Origin of the sequence: Chryseosolibacter indicum, assembly GCF_018598585.1 — a bacterium.
GTDB classification, from domain to species: domain Bacteria; phylum Bacteroidota; class Bacteroidia; order Cytophagales; family Cyclobacteriaceae; genus Chryseosolibacter; species Chryseosolibacter indicus.
This window is the reverse complement of the sequence record NZ_JAHESD010000088.1, coordinates 1-16,431: the sequence shown is the minus strand read 5'-3', so window position 1 is coordinate 16,431 and position 16,431 is coordinate 1. Positions and strand designations below refer to the sequence as shown.

Here is a 16,431-nt window from a genome sequence, read left to right as displayed (position 1 = left end):
CATATCGAATTGATAAGCTGCCTGATTACCTGCTTCTACCAAACCTACTGTAAATTCAGCAAGGCCATCATCGTAGGCGTAATAGTCGCGCAAGTGGTAGTTAGCAGAAATTGTGTCATTCACACGAAAATCTGAGATGTCAGGTGTTAGAAGTTCAATTTTTATGTTGATGTCTACTGAATCTGCAGCCGGGTTAAATTGCTGTGTATTACTGGGATCAGGAAGAACAGAAAGTTCGGAACGTACTCTTTCTTTGGGCGCAATGATACCAGAAGATTGAATTGGAAAGTTATTTACCAAGGGAACTGTATAACTATCCTTTACCTGAACATTATTTAAATTCGTATAGTTGTTAAACGATGCTATAGCATTAAAGCCTAGAGCAGTGATACTACCAGATTGATTTGTAACATCAAAATTAAGAGGATATACGCTTCTGTTTACAAGGAAGTGACGATACGGGATTCCATAATATTGCTTAAAGAGAGACGTGATGGGAGAAGCTGCGGCCACATCGGGAAATGTTAAATCACTGATGCTCCTATTGGCGGATAGATAGACGTAATCCACATTCCAGGTATCATAAGGACCGGAATTTCTCCCGTAACTCTTAAAGCGGAATTGGAAATGATCATGGAAGTATTTTCCAGTGACTTTAACAATAGTGTCATAAAACAATGTTCGATCAAAGTCGGGGTGAGGTGAAATTGTAATTATAGGTACCCAGGCGTCTGAAGTATCTTTAAATTCCACCTGAAGGTAATCCTCATCATCCGGAGCTTCACCTGCTCCCTGCCATTGATAAGCGAAGCTCAAATAAACCGATTCGCGATCTGCTACAGGGAGACCTGTTTCACTAAGGTCAATAGGCTGGGAGGTAAGCGTATCTGTGAATCCTACAACAAACACGTCATTTGGATTATAAGGGACACCATTCGCGTCCATTCCATCAAAGCTTGCAACGTTAATAGTTGGCTGATTAATAGCCATGCCGTTGTTAACCCATACCGAATAACTATTAACCCATTTGGTAGTGTCAGGATACATTCCATAGGGAGTACTGAAATCATCCCAGAAGGGAAGTTTCAGAGTATCATCAATAGTTTTTGTCCGACCGTTAAGAGTAGTGGTTTGCAGAGTTCCTTTTTCAGGCCTGTAACGGGGAGCAGGATAGATTTTTAGTTGAGCAAAAGAAGCTTCAGATCCAATTACTAGGAGGATCAGGAAAAAGAAGCTTTTGCAATTCAAGGTGGTAAATGCTTTGCTCAAATAAATGCCTCATTTAGTTGTCCAGATCGCTTAAATCATCAGGGACATCAGAATCATCGCTTATCGATGAACCCTGTTCGCCAATCCAAAGATCAACGATATCACCTACTTTAATATTTTCCTGAGCAGCAGGATTTTGTTTAATAATTACAGGTCTTTTGCCGGTGGTGTCACCAATAGTAGTTATTTTTCCTATTATCAAATTGGATCCTAGTAAAGGAATTTTAGCATCTTCCAAGCTTAATCCCATTACGTCAGGCATTGGCAAGGTATTGCTTCCACCATCCATTACAACAAGGTCGATGATGGTACCTTTCGGAACTCTTGTTCCTGCTGTAACCGTGCTTCCCTGAATTTTCATTTCTTTTACTACATTCAGGAAAGGACCGCGAACAAGTTCTATTTTGCCACGCTTTAATTCGCTTCCTTTAAGTACAGCGTCAGCATTAATCAGCGATCCATCTATAAGGTTTGGAACCTGTACGGTAGGTGGATTAACGCGATTAATGGTAAGATAAATCTTCCTGTTCTCCTTTACTTTCGCACCAGCTGCAGGTACTTGTTTAAGTATTGTTAAAGGAGGATATTCAGCAGAATAAGATGAATCATTAACATCATAACGAAGGTCATGGTCTTCGAGAAACGATACAACTTTTGAGAAAGGCATGCCTTCTACATTCGGAACGGTTATCGATTCTCCGTGATTTGTTACTTTCGGTAGATAGACATAGAAGTACACTACACAGGCACCAATTATAATAAAGGTAGCAATTGCTATGTTAATTAATAGTCCGCCAAACGTCTGGTTGTTGTACTTCTTACTGAATTCGAATTTCATCTTTAGGAATAATACAATTAAGTGGGGTTCTAGAATTTAAGCGCTGAGTTAAAGTCGCGCTCTATACGTTTGCTTCTATCGTAACGCTCCTGGGCGAGTTCAAGCAAACGGCTAATTAGATCTGTAAAACCTATTCCTCTTTCTTTCCACATCATAGGATACATGCTTGAGTTGGTGAAACCAGGAATTGTGTTGATCTCGTTAATATAGATCTTTCCATCCTGCGTTAGGAAAAGATCTACCCTTGAGAAATCCTCGCAGGAAAGGGCTTCATACGCTTTTACTGACAACTCACGAATTCTTTCAGCTTCTGCCGGTTCAAGTTTTGCAGGCAACTCGATTTTTACAGCATCTGGATCGACATACTTCGCATCGAAGGTATAGAACTCATATTTACTGTTTATCACTACTTCGCCAGGGTAGGACGCCTGAGGGGGATGGTTGCCAAGAATAGCACATTCTATTTCACGACCTACTACGAATTCTTCGGCAATCATATAATCATCATAGCGGAAGGCTTCGTCTACTGCTGTTTTAAAAGTCTCTTCATCTTTAACTTTTGATACACCAACCGAGGATCCAAGACTGGCAGACTTAACCATAAAGGGAACGCCAATCTTTTCAGAAATAGATTTAAATGAAATCTTATCTTTCTCAGTATAATGGAAAGTAACAAAGTTTGTAACAGGTATTCCTGCTTCCTTAAGAAGTCTTTTAGCAACGATTTTATTCATTGACATGGATGAACCAAGTACTCCGGTTCCTACCATTGGAATATCCATAGCTTTAATCAATCCTTGAATGCTCCCATCTTCGCCATCGGTTCCATGTAATACGGGGAATATGATGTCAACTTTTATTCTGTCGCCACTCGAAAGTAAGGTGAAGCCTGGTCTCTGAGCGTCAAGAATGAGGCCGAGTGCTTTTCCTTGTTCTATATCTTTAGTAACACCAGATGTAAGGAACCACTGACCTGTTTTACTGATACCTATCGGTAAAGGCTCAAACAGATCTTTATTAATATATTCAAAAATATTGCGGGCTGAGTTTACAGAAACTCCATGTTCAACTGAACGGCCCCCGTAAAGAATTGCTACTTTTTTAGTTTTGGACATTCCTAATTATGATTTCGGAAGCAAAGATAAATAAATAGTTGATGCTGAATGCCTGATGCCAGAATCTGGTAAGAATTACAGATTTTTAATCAAATTGTTAAAAATCTGTAATAAAGATTCTTTCACTATACAGCTTATTGCCGATGCGTAACCTGACAATATAAACCCCAGGAGCTATGCTATTGTAAGGAGGAAGCTCATAGACCTGGTTGAGGACATCTTGCCAGGAGACAGATGCAATTTGCTTTCCCATCACATCAATAATTTCACATGTAACCCATTGGCGCTCGCCAAGATTAAATCCGATCTTTAAGTCTGAACTCTTTGGGTTTTCAGCGCTATATCCAAAGATGTTATAAGGAGTTTCAATAGATACCTGACCTGGCCTTTCAGAGATAAAAAATTCTATGTTATCGATATAAAGGTTATTACTATTTGCATTTGTTATTACAAATGCAATTCTTACGTTGGCTTCTCCAGCGAACTGAGAAAGGTTAACATAGATATCATTAAACCAATCTTCTTCGTTTTGAGGAGCCCAGCTACCTGTAGAATTTGATGGTTCAGGAAAAACAAAATCTACCTCCTCATACGTTCTGCCGTTGTCAATAGAAACGAGTATCCTTAAGTCTTCCTGTCGGCTGTTGGCCGTGACGTAAGCCAGATCAAACGTTGCGGAGGCTTGAGTAACAGATGTAAAATCCAAAGATGGGCTAACAAGCCATGATTGGTCACCAATATCTGTATTTCCGAAAGAACGGAAGTAGAGTGATTGGTCATAGTTAGTGCCCAGTGGCTTCCATAGTATTCCGTTATCAACATTTGTTATCGTCCAGCTATTATCAAACAGCGCATCGAAATTTTGCCTCAATGGTATTTTGTCTTGAGCGTGGTTAACCACAACTTTTGTTTGTAATGCGTTATTAGAACCAAATTGGTCAGGAATGCCATTTACGGAGGTAGCAGTAATCTCTAAGGTATTCTCTCCCTCGGCAAATTTTACTGCCGGAATTGTTAAATTGGCCTCCTGGCCAGGTAAAATATTTACATCAAAGATACGTTGTGCCACACCCGCGTTATTCACAACATATTCTATTTGAATAGATTGGATTACCTGACCACCTGTGTTTTTTGAGTTAATAACCAGGTCAACGGTATTTAGGCCTGTTACAGTTGATGGTTGGATAATTGAATTAAGGGATACGTCAAGAACCGGTGGAGTAACCACAGAAATATTATCAATATAGAGATTATTCCCATAATCGTTAATTCCAATAAACGCAAGCTGAACATGATTATTTCCAGCAAATGAGGTTAAATCGATCATCTCCCTTCGCCAGTCAGCGGCTTTATTAGGAATGAAGTATGGTTTTGATCTTGAAGTGGTAGCAAGCTCACTGCCGGATTTTTCGTAAATCGTAACACCTTCGGATAGCGTTGAACAATCTGTAATGGCAACTACGCGCAGCCCATCTTTACTTGCGCTGTAGGGCATGTAGGCTATATCAAAAAAAAGAGTAGCTGCTGTTGTTGTACTCAAATTAAAGACTGGTGAGTAAATGACATCAAGCTCGCCTAGATTATCCGAGTAATCATAGAAAGGGAGTAGCAAGGCTTTATTGTCGGTTTGGAAGTTAGGCCCGTTTGCCAGTTGCCATGTGAGTTGTTCATCAAAGTTTTGAATGTACCAGTTTTCTGGGAAGGTCGAAAAGTCTTCGCGATAGGGTAGAGGTACATTTTCAGGAACTAGTACCGAAAGAGATACGATGTTATTATTACTTGCGGGATCACCATCTGCCACACCATTGGTTAGTACAATTTCTACTGCTACCGTATTGAAACCATTACTTAATGCATGATTTGAAAAAGTAATGACCGCTGAATCAAGGGGCTGAAGTGATAAGGAGAAATCTTTAGTCTCTATAATTGCGCCATTAATACGCAGCCGAATTCTTGCTGTGGATACGTTGTTACTACCATAATTTCTAATTTGCACTGAAGTGACAATGTTGTTACTGCACTCTGTTTCTAGCGGGGAAACAAACTTACGGATACCAATATCATTAGCAACGGGGTCGGGAGGCAGTAAGCCAGGTGAAGTTAAAAGAGTTGCCCTTCTTGGACTATTTTCCAATACTGCTATCATCCGCTGTACCTGTTGAGCGGTGAATAGGTTCATACACGCATCATCCGTATAGTCCATAAAGTTCTGGAACATAACTTTCGGGCTGCAGGCGTCCGATATACTTGATTGGGGGCAGTACGTTGTCTGTGACGCCTGGTTTGGAGTATCGTCAATATAATCAGTTCCGGTACATGCGTTTTCATCACCCCAAATATGCCTTAACCCGAAGAAGTGGCCTATTTCATGTGTGGCAGTACGACCTTTGTTATAGTCCGGATCAAGGTTAAAATTACCATCATCAATAGAGCCGCAGGCTTCGTAAGAAATTACAAGCCCATCTGTTAATGCATTAGAGGAGGAGTTGTCGAGCCCCGGAAGGTCAGATTGTGGGAATTGCGCGTAACCCAAATAATCTGTGATGTTACAAACCCAGATGTTGAGATAGTTTTCCGAAGGCCAGTAACTTAAAGATTTCAACGTATAGTTATCAGAAGAAGTGTATGAACTTTTTGGACCTTTTACCCTGACAATTCCATTTGTAGCGAAACCTTCGGGTGTTCTTTTAGCAAGCACGAACTGAATGTCCATGCTTCCTGCTACAGAAACAAAAGCAGGATCAGTAGATGATGCATCTTCGTTTTGTCTTCTATAATCATCATTAAGAACCTTAAGCTGCGAGAGAATTTGAGCATCAGAAATGTTAGTACCTGCACCGACAGCTTCGCCGCGATGGATAACATGAACGACGACGGGTATCTTGTAAGGGCCGGATTTCGTTCTTTTAGCGGAGCGCGATTTAATTTTATCTTCTAGCCATTTCTCGAATTTTTGCTCATTTTCGATACTTTGTATTTTTATGGATTTTCCATATTCAACTGTTCCACATCGATCTTGTCCCCTGGACATGAACGGGGATGAAAGAATCAGGCATAGTAGTAATGACCTGAATAGTGTTGAATAAGCGATAGGCACGTTAGAATTAGATTGCAGTTATCAGGTAAAGATAATAAACCATTACTCAAAATAACGCATGCCTCTATCGCCGCCGTAAATTAACCGACGGGTGTGAGATTTATGACTTCAATACCTTTAACTTCAGGTACATCACGCTTTATTGCTGCTTCAACACCTGCTTTGAAAGTCATAGTAGACATGCTACATTGGCTACATGCCCCAACAAATTCTAGCTTTACAATACGCTCTTCAGTAATGTCTAGAACCTTTACATTGCCACCGTCAGCCTTAAGATACGGACGTATTGAATCTAAAGAAGCCTCTATTTTTCTTGAAAGTTCTTCTGCTGTATGTATATTGTTCATTAAACTTTTAATTCAACTGGTTTTGTCTTTGCAAAATTAGCATTTCTGATCGCAACTTGTCTTGCTACATTTTCCGCAAGTAACATAAATGCGTCTGCTGATGGACCTTCCTTCATTACTGCAGGCAACCCGCTATCACCGCTCTCACGAATGCCTTGTACTAGCGGAATCTGACCGAGCATCGGTACATTATACTTTTCCGATAGGTTTTTACCCCCATCTTTTCCGAAAATGTAGTATTTATTGTTCGGAAGTTCCTCAGGGGTAAAATAAGCCATGTTTTCGACAATCCCTAGGATAGGTACATTGATCTGGGGTTGAAGAAACATCGCTACCCCTTTTTTGGCATCGGCCAAAGCTACCTTTTGTGGTGTAGTAACAACAACGGCACCTGTGACGGGTACAGTTTGTACCAGAGTAAGGTGAATATCGCTTGTACCCGGAGGAAGATCAATTAATAGATAATCGAGTTCTCCCCATTCTGCATCACTAAAGAACTGTTTTAAAGCAGAACTTGCCATTGGGCCGCGCCATACCACAGCACTATCAGGAGGCGCTAGAAATCCAATAGATATCAATTTTACACCATACTGTTCAATCGGGATGATGATATTTTTACCATTAACATTCTTAACAAAAGGTTGTTCATGCTCGCAATTGAACATGGTAGGAATTGAAGGTCCATAAATATCCGCATCTATAAGTCCCACCTTTGCACCGCATTTCGCCAGGGCCACAGCCAGGTTACTGGTAACTGTAGATTTACCTACACCTCCCTTTCCTGAGGCTACAGCAATAATGTTTTTGACTCCTGGTAATAATTGAGCGTTATCCCTCAAGCTAGTAACCGAAGATGTCATGTTTATCTGGAGGGCAAAGGAAGTTCCTACAACTGCACGTACCGCATCCTCACAATCCTGGCGGATCTTCTCTTTTAAAGGACAGGCGGGGGTAGTTAATACAACTGTAAAACCAACCATTGAAGCACCTATCTTAATGTCTTTGATCATCCCCAGGCTCACAAGGTCTCTTTTAATGTCAGGGTCATTAACCGTAGAAAGTGCCTTCAGGATATCGGATTCAGTAAAACTCATGTGCTCTTAACAAAAAATCAAGTGGGAAAAATTCGGGTTTTGCCTGCAATTTAGTGTGAAAAGAAGGATGAGCGAGCGATGACAAGTATTTTATTTACTTTTTACTAGTACAGCAAGAAAAATATAATTTGGCCTTTTCGTATTTAAGCGCTCAATGATTATTCCGGAAAAGCGAGAGCTACGGTGCTTACGCCTGTAGAAACAATCCTTGCTAAGTATAGGGACAGAGAGTTAACAGCTTCAAAAGACGAAGCCAAATAATATTCGGTTTCTATTATTTAGGAAAGAATTGAAAATTAAAGTTAAAATTAAAATGATAGAAATGTCACACTTCGCTTGAGCGAAGCGCCACAATGATCATGTAGTGCTGTTCTGCTTAACGAACATGGCGTTTCCGAAAACAAATAAATTGATCTTCCCATTTTTGGCAGATCAATAATTTATAGATAACTACAAAGACGGAATGTTATCAGTATTAAATGAGGTAGCGGGTCTTTGTTGGTTATTATCCGATACTTTAAACAGTATATCATTAAAATCATAATCAGATATAGACAAACGAGTGTCTTCAAAGCCGATAATTAGATCATTGCAGGTTTTTTCCTTAAACAAAACATGTTGTTTTGTGTGATCAGTATTCAGGACAGAATCAGTATATAGTTTGTTTTGTGTAAAATCAATGAACATGTCCTCGTTATTCCAGCCACCTGTAATCAGAAAAAAACCAATAACGGTACCAGCTTTAAATTTACCAATGCTAACCTGTCTTGTATCTCCTTCTTTCAACACATTGTATGATATAAACGGAAATACAATCTGATCCCTGATATTGCTATTGACTTTCACCTGGCCGTTTGTATTGTAGGAATACCACCCTAATGAATTATTTCTGCTTGCCCCGTCACCTACAAATGTGACGTAGACCTCAGTGTCTTTCGTTAAAATTATTCTTTGTTCATAGGTATTATCAAACAGGAGGGGATACTTCAGTTTATGGTTTTTTCCCTGAGGAAACAAACTATAAATATTTGCATAAAGGGTAGTACACAGCTCTATAGGAACTAGGTCGTCTGGGACAGGATCAATTGTTCTTACAACATCTTTAACCTCATGCTTACATGATGTTAAGAAAGTAAAGACAAACAGTGTTAAAAGTATTTTACTTTTCATACAATAACCGATTAAATCAACTTCGCTAATGGCTGATTAAATTACGTGCCCGGTTGGCCGGATAAGAGGTATTCTGGAAGATTTTAATATGGATTTAATCCGTTCTTTAATTTCTACTTAGGTCATAGGATTATCTTTATAAAGGTTTTCATAAGGCTTCTATTATTTGGCTTTGATAGTTGTCCTAAACTTTACTTTACTACCCTCTTCCGTTGGGAGAGGGCTTTTTATTTTTATCAATAATTAACGTATTTAAAGTCGTTTTAAATTTTAAAAAATGAATGTTCTTGTAGTTGAAGATGAGCAGAAAGTAGCGGCTTTTTTAAAAAACGGGCTGGAAGAGCAGGGGTATTCAGTGGATTTAGCGTACGATGGATACACGGGCGAAAAACTTGCCTTAAGTAAAAACTACACTATTGCCCTTCTTGATGTAATCATTCCAGTTACCAATGGAATTGAGTTGTGTAAAAAGATTAAGACAGTAAAACCAGATATGCCAGTTCTGTTGTTGACGGCTTTAGGTACTACCGATGATAAGCTTGCAGGCTTTGATTCAGGAGCTGATGATTATCTGGTTAAGCCATTTGAATTTAAGGAACTTGTGGCCCGGATTAAGGTTCTTACAAAAAGATCACAATTAAAAGTTAACGAAGTAAAAACTACAAATTTATTAGAGGTAGGAGACCTTCAGTTAGATCTTGATAGAAAAGTAGCGCTGAGGGGTGATAAAGTAATTGCCTTAACAGCTAAAGAATTTTCTTTACTTGAATATTTGATGCGAAATAAAGGCAGGGTTATGTCAAGGCCTGATATAGCTGAACATGTTTGGGATGTAAACTTCGATACGGGCACCAATGTAGTAGAGGTTTACGTAAACATATTACGAAAGAAAATCGACAAGGATTTTCCGGATAAGCTTATACATACAAGAATCGGTCTTGGATACGTCATTCAGGAGGCATGAATATCCGTACCAAGCTAACTGTAAGATTTATTCTTATAGCAGCGATCATTTTTCTGCTATCATCAGTACTTATTTATATCCTTTCAGCCCAGTATCGAGAAGAGGATTTTTACAGCCGGTTGTTTAATAAATCAAATAATACCGCGAAGCTTCTGATAGAAGTAGACGAGGTGGACGTTGATCTTTTGTATAAAATTGAGCGTGATAATCCTGTTAGCCTGCCGAACGAGAAGATTATAATCTATAATTATAGGGACACTATTCTATTTACAACGGACGAGGAAGGCATAATTAAAATAGACAAGCAATTACTTAATAGGATAAGACTTGAGGATGAGATACGGTTTGCGCAGGATAAGTATGAAATTCTCGGCTTCTTATTTAAAGGGCAGTACGATCGATTTGTAGTTATTGCAGCAGCCACCGATATATATGGCCACAAACGGCTTAAAAATTTAATCTTTATCCTATTTGTGGTTTTCTCAATAAGTATTGTTATCGTATCAATTTCCGGATGGATTTATGCAGGGCGGGCATTAAAGCCAATTGCCAATGTCGTGAACAAGGTTGATGAAATATCTATTTCCAGTTTAAATCTTCGTGTGGATGAAGGGAATGGTAATGATGAAATAGCACGGCTGGCGCAAACCTTTAACAGCATGCTTTCACGGCTCGAAACCTCTTTTATTACGCAAAAGAATTTTATAGCAAATGCATCTCATGAGTTAAGAACTCCGCTTACTGCTATTACAGGGCAGCTTGAAGTTACGCTGCTAAACACCAGAACTCCGGAGGATTACAAAAAGGTTCTCAACTCTTTGTTAGACGATATTAAAAATCTTAACAACTTATCCAATCGCTTATTACTATTGGCCCAAACATCAACTGAAGATAAGGAAAAGAAAATGTCTTCAATAAGAATTGATGAGATTGTTTGGCAAGCCAAAGAAGATTTGTTGAGGCATCACCCTTCTTTTTCGATAAATATTGATCTCGCCGAGGACCTTGACGATGAACGAAAACTAATCATAAAAGGTGATGAGCAACTGATAAAGACAGCGCTTTCTAACTTAATGGAAAATGGTTGTAAGTATTCTAAAGATGAAACAACTAACGTTTTCATTAAATCATCGCAATATGGAATAACAATCGATTTTAGAGATAATGGTATTGGAGTTCCGGCTGAAGATATGGTAAATATTTTCGAGCCTTTTTATCGGGGAAGTAATACTAAGGATATCAAAGGACATGGTATTGGCCTTTCTATGGTAAAGGGAATTGTGAAGATTCATAATGGGATCATTCAACTAGATTCTGTACAAGGCGTGGGAACTACAATAACAGTAAACCTCCCAACCATTGATGACTGATTTTTAATGCTATTTTAATCCGTCCTTAATATCAGCCTTAGTTTATCCTCTTTCCTTAGGGTAATTTTTTGTGATGTCGAATTCAAAAACTGAAACGAAATTAAATGTAGCGGCAATAGTAGCGGTGCTTCTTTTCGTAACCATGTTTGTCTACGTTACTATTGTGATGGGTTTTAATGACAGACTAAAGAGTGAGTTAATGAGAGAAAAGCTTAAGTCTGAATTATTACTTTCCGAAAAACTGGCTGAGCAAAAGAAAAATGTACAGCTTACAGAAAATGTAAGTGATGTAAGTGCCGAAAATAAAATAACTAAAAATAGCTTAGCTCAAATACTTAAATTATTATCTGCTAAAGAGGATGAATTGAAGAGAGAGAAGCTAAGTGATAAGAATCAAATAATGCAAAAACAAAAGAGCATTATAAAATCTTTGGAAGAAAAGATTACGAATGATTCCTTGAATGGAGCTCTTACAATTTCTAATATGAGCTCGTACTCAGGCTTGTTAGAGTCTATGCTGATCCAAAAGAATCATGAGAATGAGCAGTATCTTAACACGATAAAGCGATTAAGTTCACTTCGCATGGAAGATGTGGAAATTGTGTCTTCAAAGAAGAACCAAAGGCAAACTATCAGGGCAGCCAGAGCAAAAATTGTCGAGGTGAGACTTGCGGTTTCTACTCTTGCGAAAAATATATCTTTTAAAATTATTGATCCGAGTGGAGCCGAATTGCCTGTTAATAATAAGAATTCTCACATTGAAATATTAAATGATAATCCTTCAAGCAAATCATTTATTGTTAGTAATGAAGCTGAGTTAAAATCACTTGAAGAGCTTCAGATACTCCATATTAAATATTTTCCTTCTCAAAAACTTGCTGCGGGCACATACAGGATCGTATTATTGAATGATCTTGGAATTATTGGTAATCTGAATTTAAGATTACAATAATTAATCGGTTGTGTACAATATGCGGTCTGTTGCATAATCAATGATACATCGCGCCTTTTAATTTAATTCTATTTTAATCTTGATTTAAGTACAAATTTATATTTATAGCCTACCTTGTAAGCATAATTACAGACTAGGAGCGATAGGTTACGTTGCAGGTTTACAGGATAGATTCACACCTATCGAAGCCCATTAACAATAATAGTTGATGGGCTTTTTTATTTAACAAAAAACCTTGCGTTTTAATTGTGAATTAATTTGCCGTTAATGCTCTCCTTATTCCACCATCGTTAATTTGAGTATAAGATATTTATGGAAAAGTTGCGTAGCTCAAAAGCAATTGCGTTGGTGTCAACTGCTTTACTCATTGCAAGCCTTTTTTGGCTTATGAACACCAAGAGGGTAAATGGTTCTCTGCAAGCAGGGTTGGAAAAAGAAAAATTAAGATCGGAAGAGTTATTGTCTGAAAAGTTACTTCTTGAAAAAGACATTCAGAAGTTTAAAGATCAATTGGCCAAGTTAGAGGGCAGTAATGTTGAGCTAGACAACTTAGTAAAGCAAGCCACAGCGAGGCTTATGAATCAGGAGGCCGAGTATAACAGAATAAAGAAGGAGAATCTTTCTTTGGTTCAAATAAGAAAACAAATGCAGGAGTTGATAGCTATGCAAGGCAAGTTACAAAATGAGCTTGAAGATGCACGATCATCTTACGCATTGTTAGAAGCAAAGAATGCAGCGTTAAACAATGAAATAGTGTCTCTTCAAGAAAGAAACAAGATGCTTGCCGATGATTTATATAAGGCAATGTTTGTAGCAGTGGATCAGTCACAAATTCAGGCAGTAAAAGGTAAGAGTGAGAAGTTGACTGCGCGAGCCAGAAAAACTAAAAAGTTAATCGCAAATTTTGAAGTTACTGCTAACCTTAAAAGTTTAAGCTTTAGAATTATAGATACCAAAGGTATAGCTATAACGCCTAATGATGGCACCATTGTATCAACAATTACGCCTTCAGCGTTAAGCTACACAGCGTCAACAGATTCAGAAGTGGTTGGTAATAAACTTCAGAAGGTAGAGCTAACATTTATACCAAAGGAAAAACTGAAAGCAGGTATGTATACGGTCGAGATTTTGAATGAGAACCTGTATGTAGGAAGTCTGAAAGTCAGACTAAAATAAAGTCTCTTACATTTTTCAGTAGAGCCAATCTTGCAATATAGGTTGGCTTTGTTATTCAACTTTGATCAATCTTAATTGCATGGCATCAAAAACTAAAAGTTGTCTTCTTATTGAAAGCGATCCTGAGGATCAGGAGTTTTTTCTTAACACAATAAGCGATGTAGCATCAGATGTTGGTTGTTATGCGGTATCTGATGGAGAAGAAGCTCTATTTACTTTATTTAAAGAAGACTTTAAGCCAGACTATATTTTTACAGCGCTTACAATGCCCAGGATGAATGGACTTGAGTTTATAAAGGTTCTTAAAGGAATTGAAAAATTTAGACATATCCCTGTCATCGTCTATACTTTTGCGTACTCTGAGGACCACATTCACAAGGTGACGAAGTTGGGTGCTACCGCTATATATTCAAAAGCAAGAATGGGTGTTTTAAAGGATATTCTAAAGAAGTATTTGTAATTATAAAATCTACTTACTGCTATCAAAACAATCGCCCATGCTAAAAAAGTATGAGGAATCTTAAAATGTCATAGTACCGGCCATTTGTTAATATAGAAAATTTAATCTATAGCGTAATTATAACTAGGACAGGGACAAACTATAAGATAATGACTATAGAAAAATAGTTAACCCGTTTTGGCGGCAAGTAACGTAGCAAAAACTAATTCGACTTCCTGAAAATGCCTTAATTCGTATCTTTGTTGTTCTGTAGCCATGATATCCCGCGAAACGATAGATGACGTAAAGAGCCGAATGGACATCGTTGATGTTATCGGTGATTTTGTATCGTTGAAGCGTTCCGGGCAGAATTACAAGGCTTTAAGCCCCTTTACCAACGAAAAAACAGCTTCATTTTATGTAGTTCCCGCCAAAGGTATCTTTAAAGATTTCAGCAGTGGGAAAGGAGGCGACGCCATCACCTTTGTGATGGAGCATGAATCCATGAGCTATACTGAAGCCATTCGTTACTTGGCAAAAAAGTATGGTGTTGATATCAAGGAAGATGCAGGCAGAGAAGAGCTTACAACCCAGAGCGAAAGAGATAGCCTCTACATTGTAATGAATTATGCCAAGGAGTATTATAAAGATTTACTCCTTAGTAGCGAAGAAGGCAGAAGTATTGGTTTAAGTTATTTTCGTGAGAGAGGATTTAACGATCGGACCATTGAAAAATTTGAGCTTGGTTACACATTAAATGAATGGGATCACCTGTATAAGGCAGCCAGAAGTAAAGGGTACAGTGAAGAAATTCTTGAGAAGAGTGGTTTATTGATCGTAAAAAAAGAAGAGGGCAAAAAATATGACCGCTTTCGCGGAAGAGTAATATTTCCTGTTCATAATCTTGCTGGAAAAGTAATTGCATTTGGTGCCCGTATTCTTACCAAAGAAAAGGATCAACCTAAATACATTAATTCGCCTGAAACTGAAATATACCATAAGAGTAACGTGCTCTATGGTTTATACCAGGGAAAGAATGCTATCCGTAAGGAGGAATTCTGTTATCTGGTAGAAGGGTATACCGATGTGCTTTCTCTCCACCAGGCTGATATTGAAAATGTTGTAGCCTCATCAGGAACTGCCCTTACAGAAGAGCAGATCAAGCTTATGCGCCGTTTTACAGAAAATGTAACGGTTTTGTACGACGGTGATGCTGCGGGGATTAAGGCGGCGCTACGGGGTATAGATCTTGTGCTTAAAGGTGGATTAAACGTTAGAATTGTCCTCCTTCCAGATGGTGAGGATCCTGATAGTTTTTCAAGAAAGAAAGGTAGCACTGAGCTAAAGCAGTATCTCAAATCTAACACGCAGGATTTTATATCCTTTAAGATTGGTCTGTACTCAAAAGATGCTGGGCATGACCCGATAAAAAAAGCAGAAGCTATTCGTGAAATAGTAACGAGTATAGGAGTTATACCTGATCCTATTAAGCGCTCTGTTTATATCCAGGAAACAAGCCATTTACTTAAGATCTCTGAGTCAGTTTTATTTACGGAGCTTAATAAGCTTCTCATTCAGGATAGAGAGAAGAAAACAAAGGACAAGCATAAAGAGGGGGAAACGAAAGAACCACCTTTGCCTGTTTTTGAAGATGCAGAGCCTGCAAAGCATGATATACTAGGGCTTATACAACTGCAAGAGAAGGAGGCCATCCGTTTGTTACTTAACTATGCCGATAGTAATTATGAAGATCAGCGGTTGCTTGACTTCATGCTAACTGAGCTTGAAGAAGTTGAATTTACAAACCCTGTTTACAACGAGATTTATCAAACATTCCGAAAAGCAACAGAAGAAAATGAGGTTATCGATACTTTATATTTTATGGAGCATTGTTCGGAAGACGCTAAACGGGTTGTGGCTGCGCTAACAACTTTTAGATACGAGGCCAGTAAGCACTGGGGCGAGCGATATCATATCCATGTTCCTCAGGAAAAGGACGTTGTTCAAACCGCAGCCTATACCAATGTACTCCGTTTAAAGTTCCGCCTTATTCAGAAGCTGATAGAGGAAAACCTTCAGGAGATGAAGCAGGCTTCAAACGAGGACGACCTTGAAAAATACTTTACAATACACGAGCAACTGAAAGGTGCAGAGAAGGAGATTGCCGGAATACTAGGAATAGTAGTGTCAAAATGAATGGTAACGGCAGGAACTTTAAATGCATTGATAACATTATATAAAATATTCTCTACCCGCATTAAGCAGATTAGAAACTCCAATGAGCGAAATCACATTCAATACCATCGAAGAAGCCCTTGAGGACATAAAAAATGGTAAAGTCATAATAGTTGTCGACGACGAAGACAGGGAAAATGAAGGAGACTTTATTTGTGCGGCTGAATGTATAACCCCTGAAATCGTCAATTTTATGGCAACGCACGGGCGTGGGCTCATTTGTGCCCCTTTAATTGAAGACCGGTGTGACTGTATATTATACACATCTGACGCTGCCGACGAAGTTGGCTGTGTAGATCTCGGTGGTCGCCGTATCATTAAAAAAAAAAAGAGGGGGGGGGGGGGGGGGGGGGGGGGGGGGGGGG

Annotated in this window: 13 protein-coding genes and 1 pseudogene; 7 read left to right on the top strand and 7 right to left on the bottom strand. The window is 38.7% G+C overall.

Translation table 11 applies throughout. The features are described 5' to 3' along the window. From KK060_RS22895 to KK060_RS22865, 7 genes and pseudogenes are all read right to left on the bottom strand, one after another. Nucleotides 1-1,248 (bottom strand): annotated as a pseudogene (locus KK060_RS22895) (hypothetical protein); the annotation flags it as partial. A gap of 34 nt (nucleotides 1,249-1,282) precedes the next feature. After that, nucleotides 1,283-2,107, bottom strand: a complete 825-nt coding sequence (locus KK060_RS22890) for a PASTA domain-containing protein (RefSeq protein ID WP_254157261.1) — start codon at nucleotides 2,105-2,107, stop codon at nucleotides 1,283-1,285. Nucleotides 2,108-2,136: 29 nt separating this feature from the next. Beyond that, nucleotides 2,137-3,222 (bottom strand): D-alanine--D-alanine ligase family protein, encoded by a 1,086-nt coding sequence (locus KK060_RS22885; RefSeq protein WP_254157259.1) that lies wholly within the window; start codon nucleotides 3,220-3,222, stop codon nucleotides 2,137-2,139. Nucleotides 3,223-3,319: 97 nt separating this feature from the next. Then, a complete protein-coding gene (locus KK060_RS22880; protein ID WP_254157257.1) occupies nucleotides 3,320-6,253 on the bottom strand; it encodes a choice-of-anchor J domain-containing protein in 2,934 nt (977 codons plus the stop codon). Between the two features lie 146 nt (nucleotides 6,254-6,399). Continuing rightward, nucleotides 6,400-6,666, bottom strand: a complete 267-nt coding sequence (locus KK060_RS22875; protein ID WP_254157255.1) for a NifU family protein — start codon at nucleotides 6,664-6,666, stop codon at nucleotides 6,400-6,402. Beyond that, a complete protein-coding gene (locus KK060_RS22870) occupies nucleotides 6,666-7,760 on the bottom strand; it encodes an Mrp/NBP35 family ATP-binding protein (RefSeq protein WP_254157253.1) in 1,095 nt (364 codons plus the stop codon). The genes KK060_RS22875 and KK060_RS22870 overlap by 1 nt, the downstream gene beginning before the upstream one ends. Before the next feature lie 450 nt (nucleotides 7,761-8,210). Further along, nucleotides 8,211-8,930, bottom strand: a complete 720-nt coding sequence (locus KK060_RS22865) for a DUF4114 domain-containing protein (RefSeq protein WP_254157252.1) — start codon at nucleotides 8,928-8,930, stop codon at nucleotides 8,211-8,213. Between the two features lie 277 nt (nucleotides 8,931-9,207). On the opposite strand from KK060_RS22865, the gene KK060_RS22860 reads away from it, so the two are divergent. The 7 genes from KK060_RS22860 to KK060_RS22830 all read left to right on the top strand — a co-directional run. Beyond that, nucleotides 9,208-9,894, top strand: coding sequence for a response regulator (locus KK060_RS22860; RefSeq protein WP_254157250.1), 687 nt, complete (start codon nucleotides 9,208-9,210; stop codon nucleotides 9,892-9,894). Next, entirely contained in the window at nucleotides 9,891-11,264 is a 1,374-nt protein-coding gene (locus KK060_RS22855; protein WP_254157248.1) for a HAMP domain-containing sensor histidine kinase, read from the top strand. The genes KK060_RS22860 and KK060_RS22855 overlap by 4 nt, the downstream gene beginning before the upstream one ends. Nucleotides 11,265-11,337: 73 nt before the next feature. Then, nucleotides 11,338-12,216, top strand: a complete 879-nt coding sequence (locus tag KK060_RS22850) for a hypothetical protein (RefSeq protein WP_254157246.1) — start codon at nucleotides 11,338-11,340, stop codon at nucleotides 12,214-12,216. A gap of 312 nt (nucleotides 12,217-12,528) precedes the next feature. Further along, nucleotides 12,529-13,392 carry a DUF8428 domain-containing protein gene (locus KK060_RS22845; protein ID WP_254157244.1) on the top strand — a complete coding sequence of 288 codons (864 nt, stop codon included), beginning with the start codon at nucleotides 12,529-12,531 and terminating at the stop codon, nucleotides 13,390-13,392. Nucleotides 13,393-13,471: 79 nt separating this feature from the next. Further along, nucleotides 13,472-13,852, top strand: coding sequence for a response regulator (locus tag KK060_RS22840; RefSeq protein ID WP_254157242.1), 381 nt, complete (start codon nucleotides 13,472-13,474; stop codon nucleotides 13,850-13,852). 255 nt (nucleotides 13,853-14,107) lie between these two features. Beyond that, nucleotides 14,108-16,027: a DNA primase gene (gene dnaG / locus KK060_RS22835; RefSeq protein WP_254157240.1), complete on the top strand. Its 1,920-nt coding sequence runs from the start codon at nucleotides 14,108-14,110 to the stop codon at nucleotides 16,025-16,027. Nucleotides 16,028-16,109: 82 nt separating this feature from the next. Further along, the coding region (locus KK060_RS22830; RefSeq protein WP_254157238.1) for a 3,4-dihydroxy-2-butanone-4-phosphate synthase at nucleotides 16,110-16,431 on the top strand (322 nt) is incomplete at its 3' end.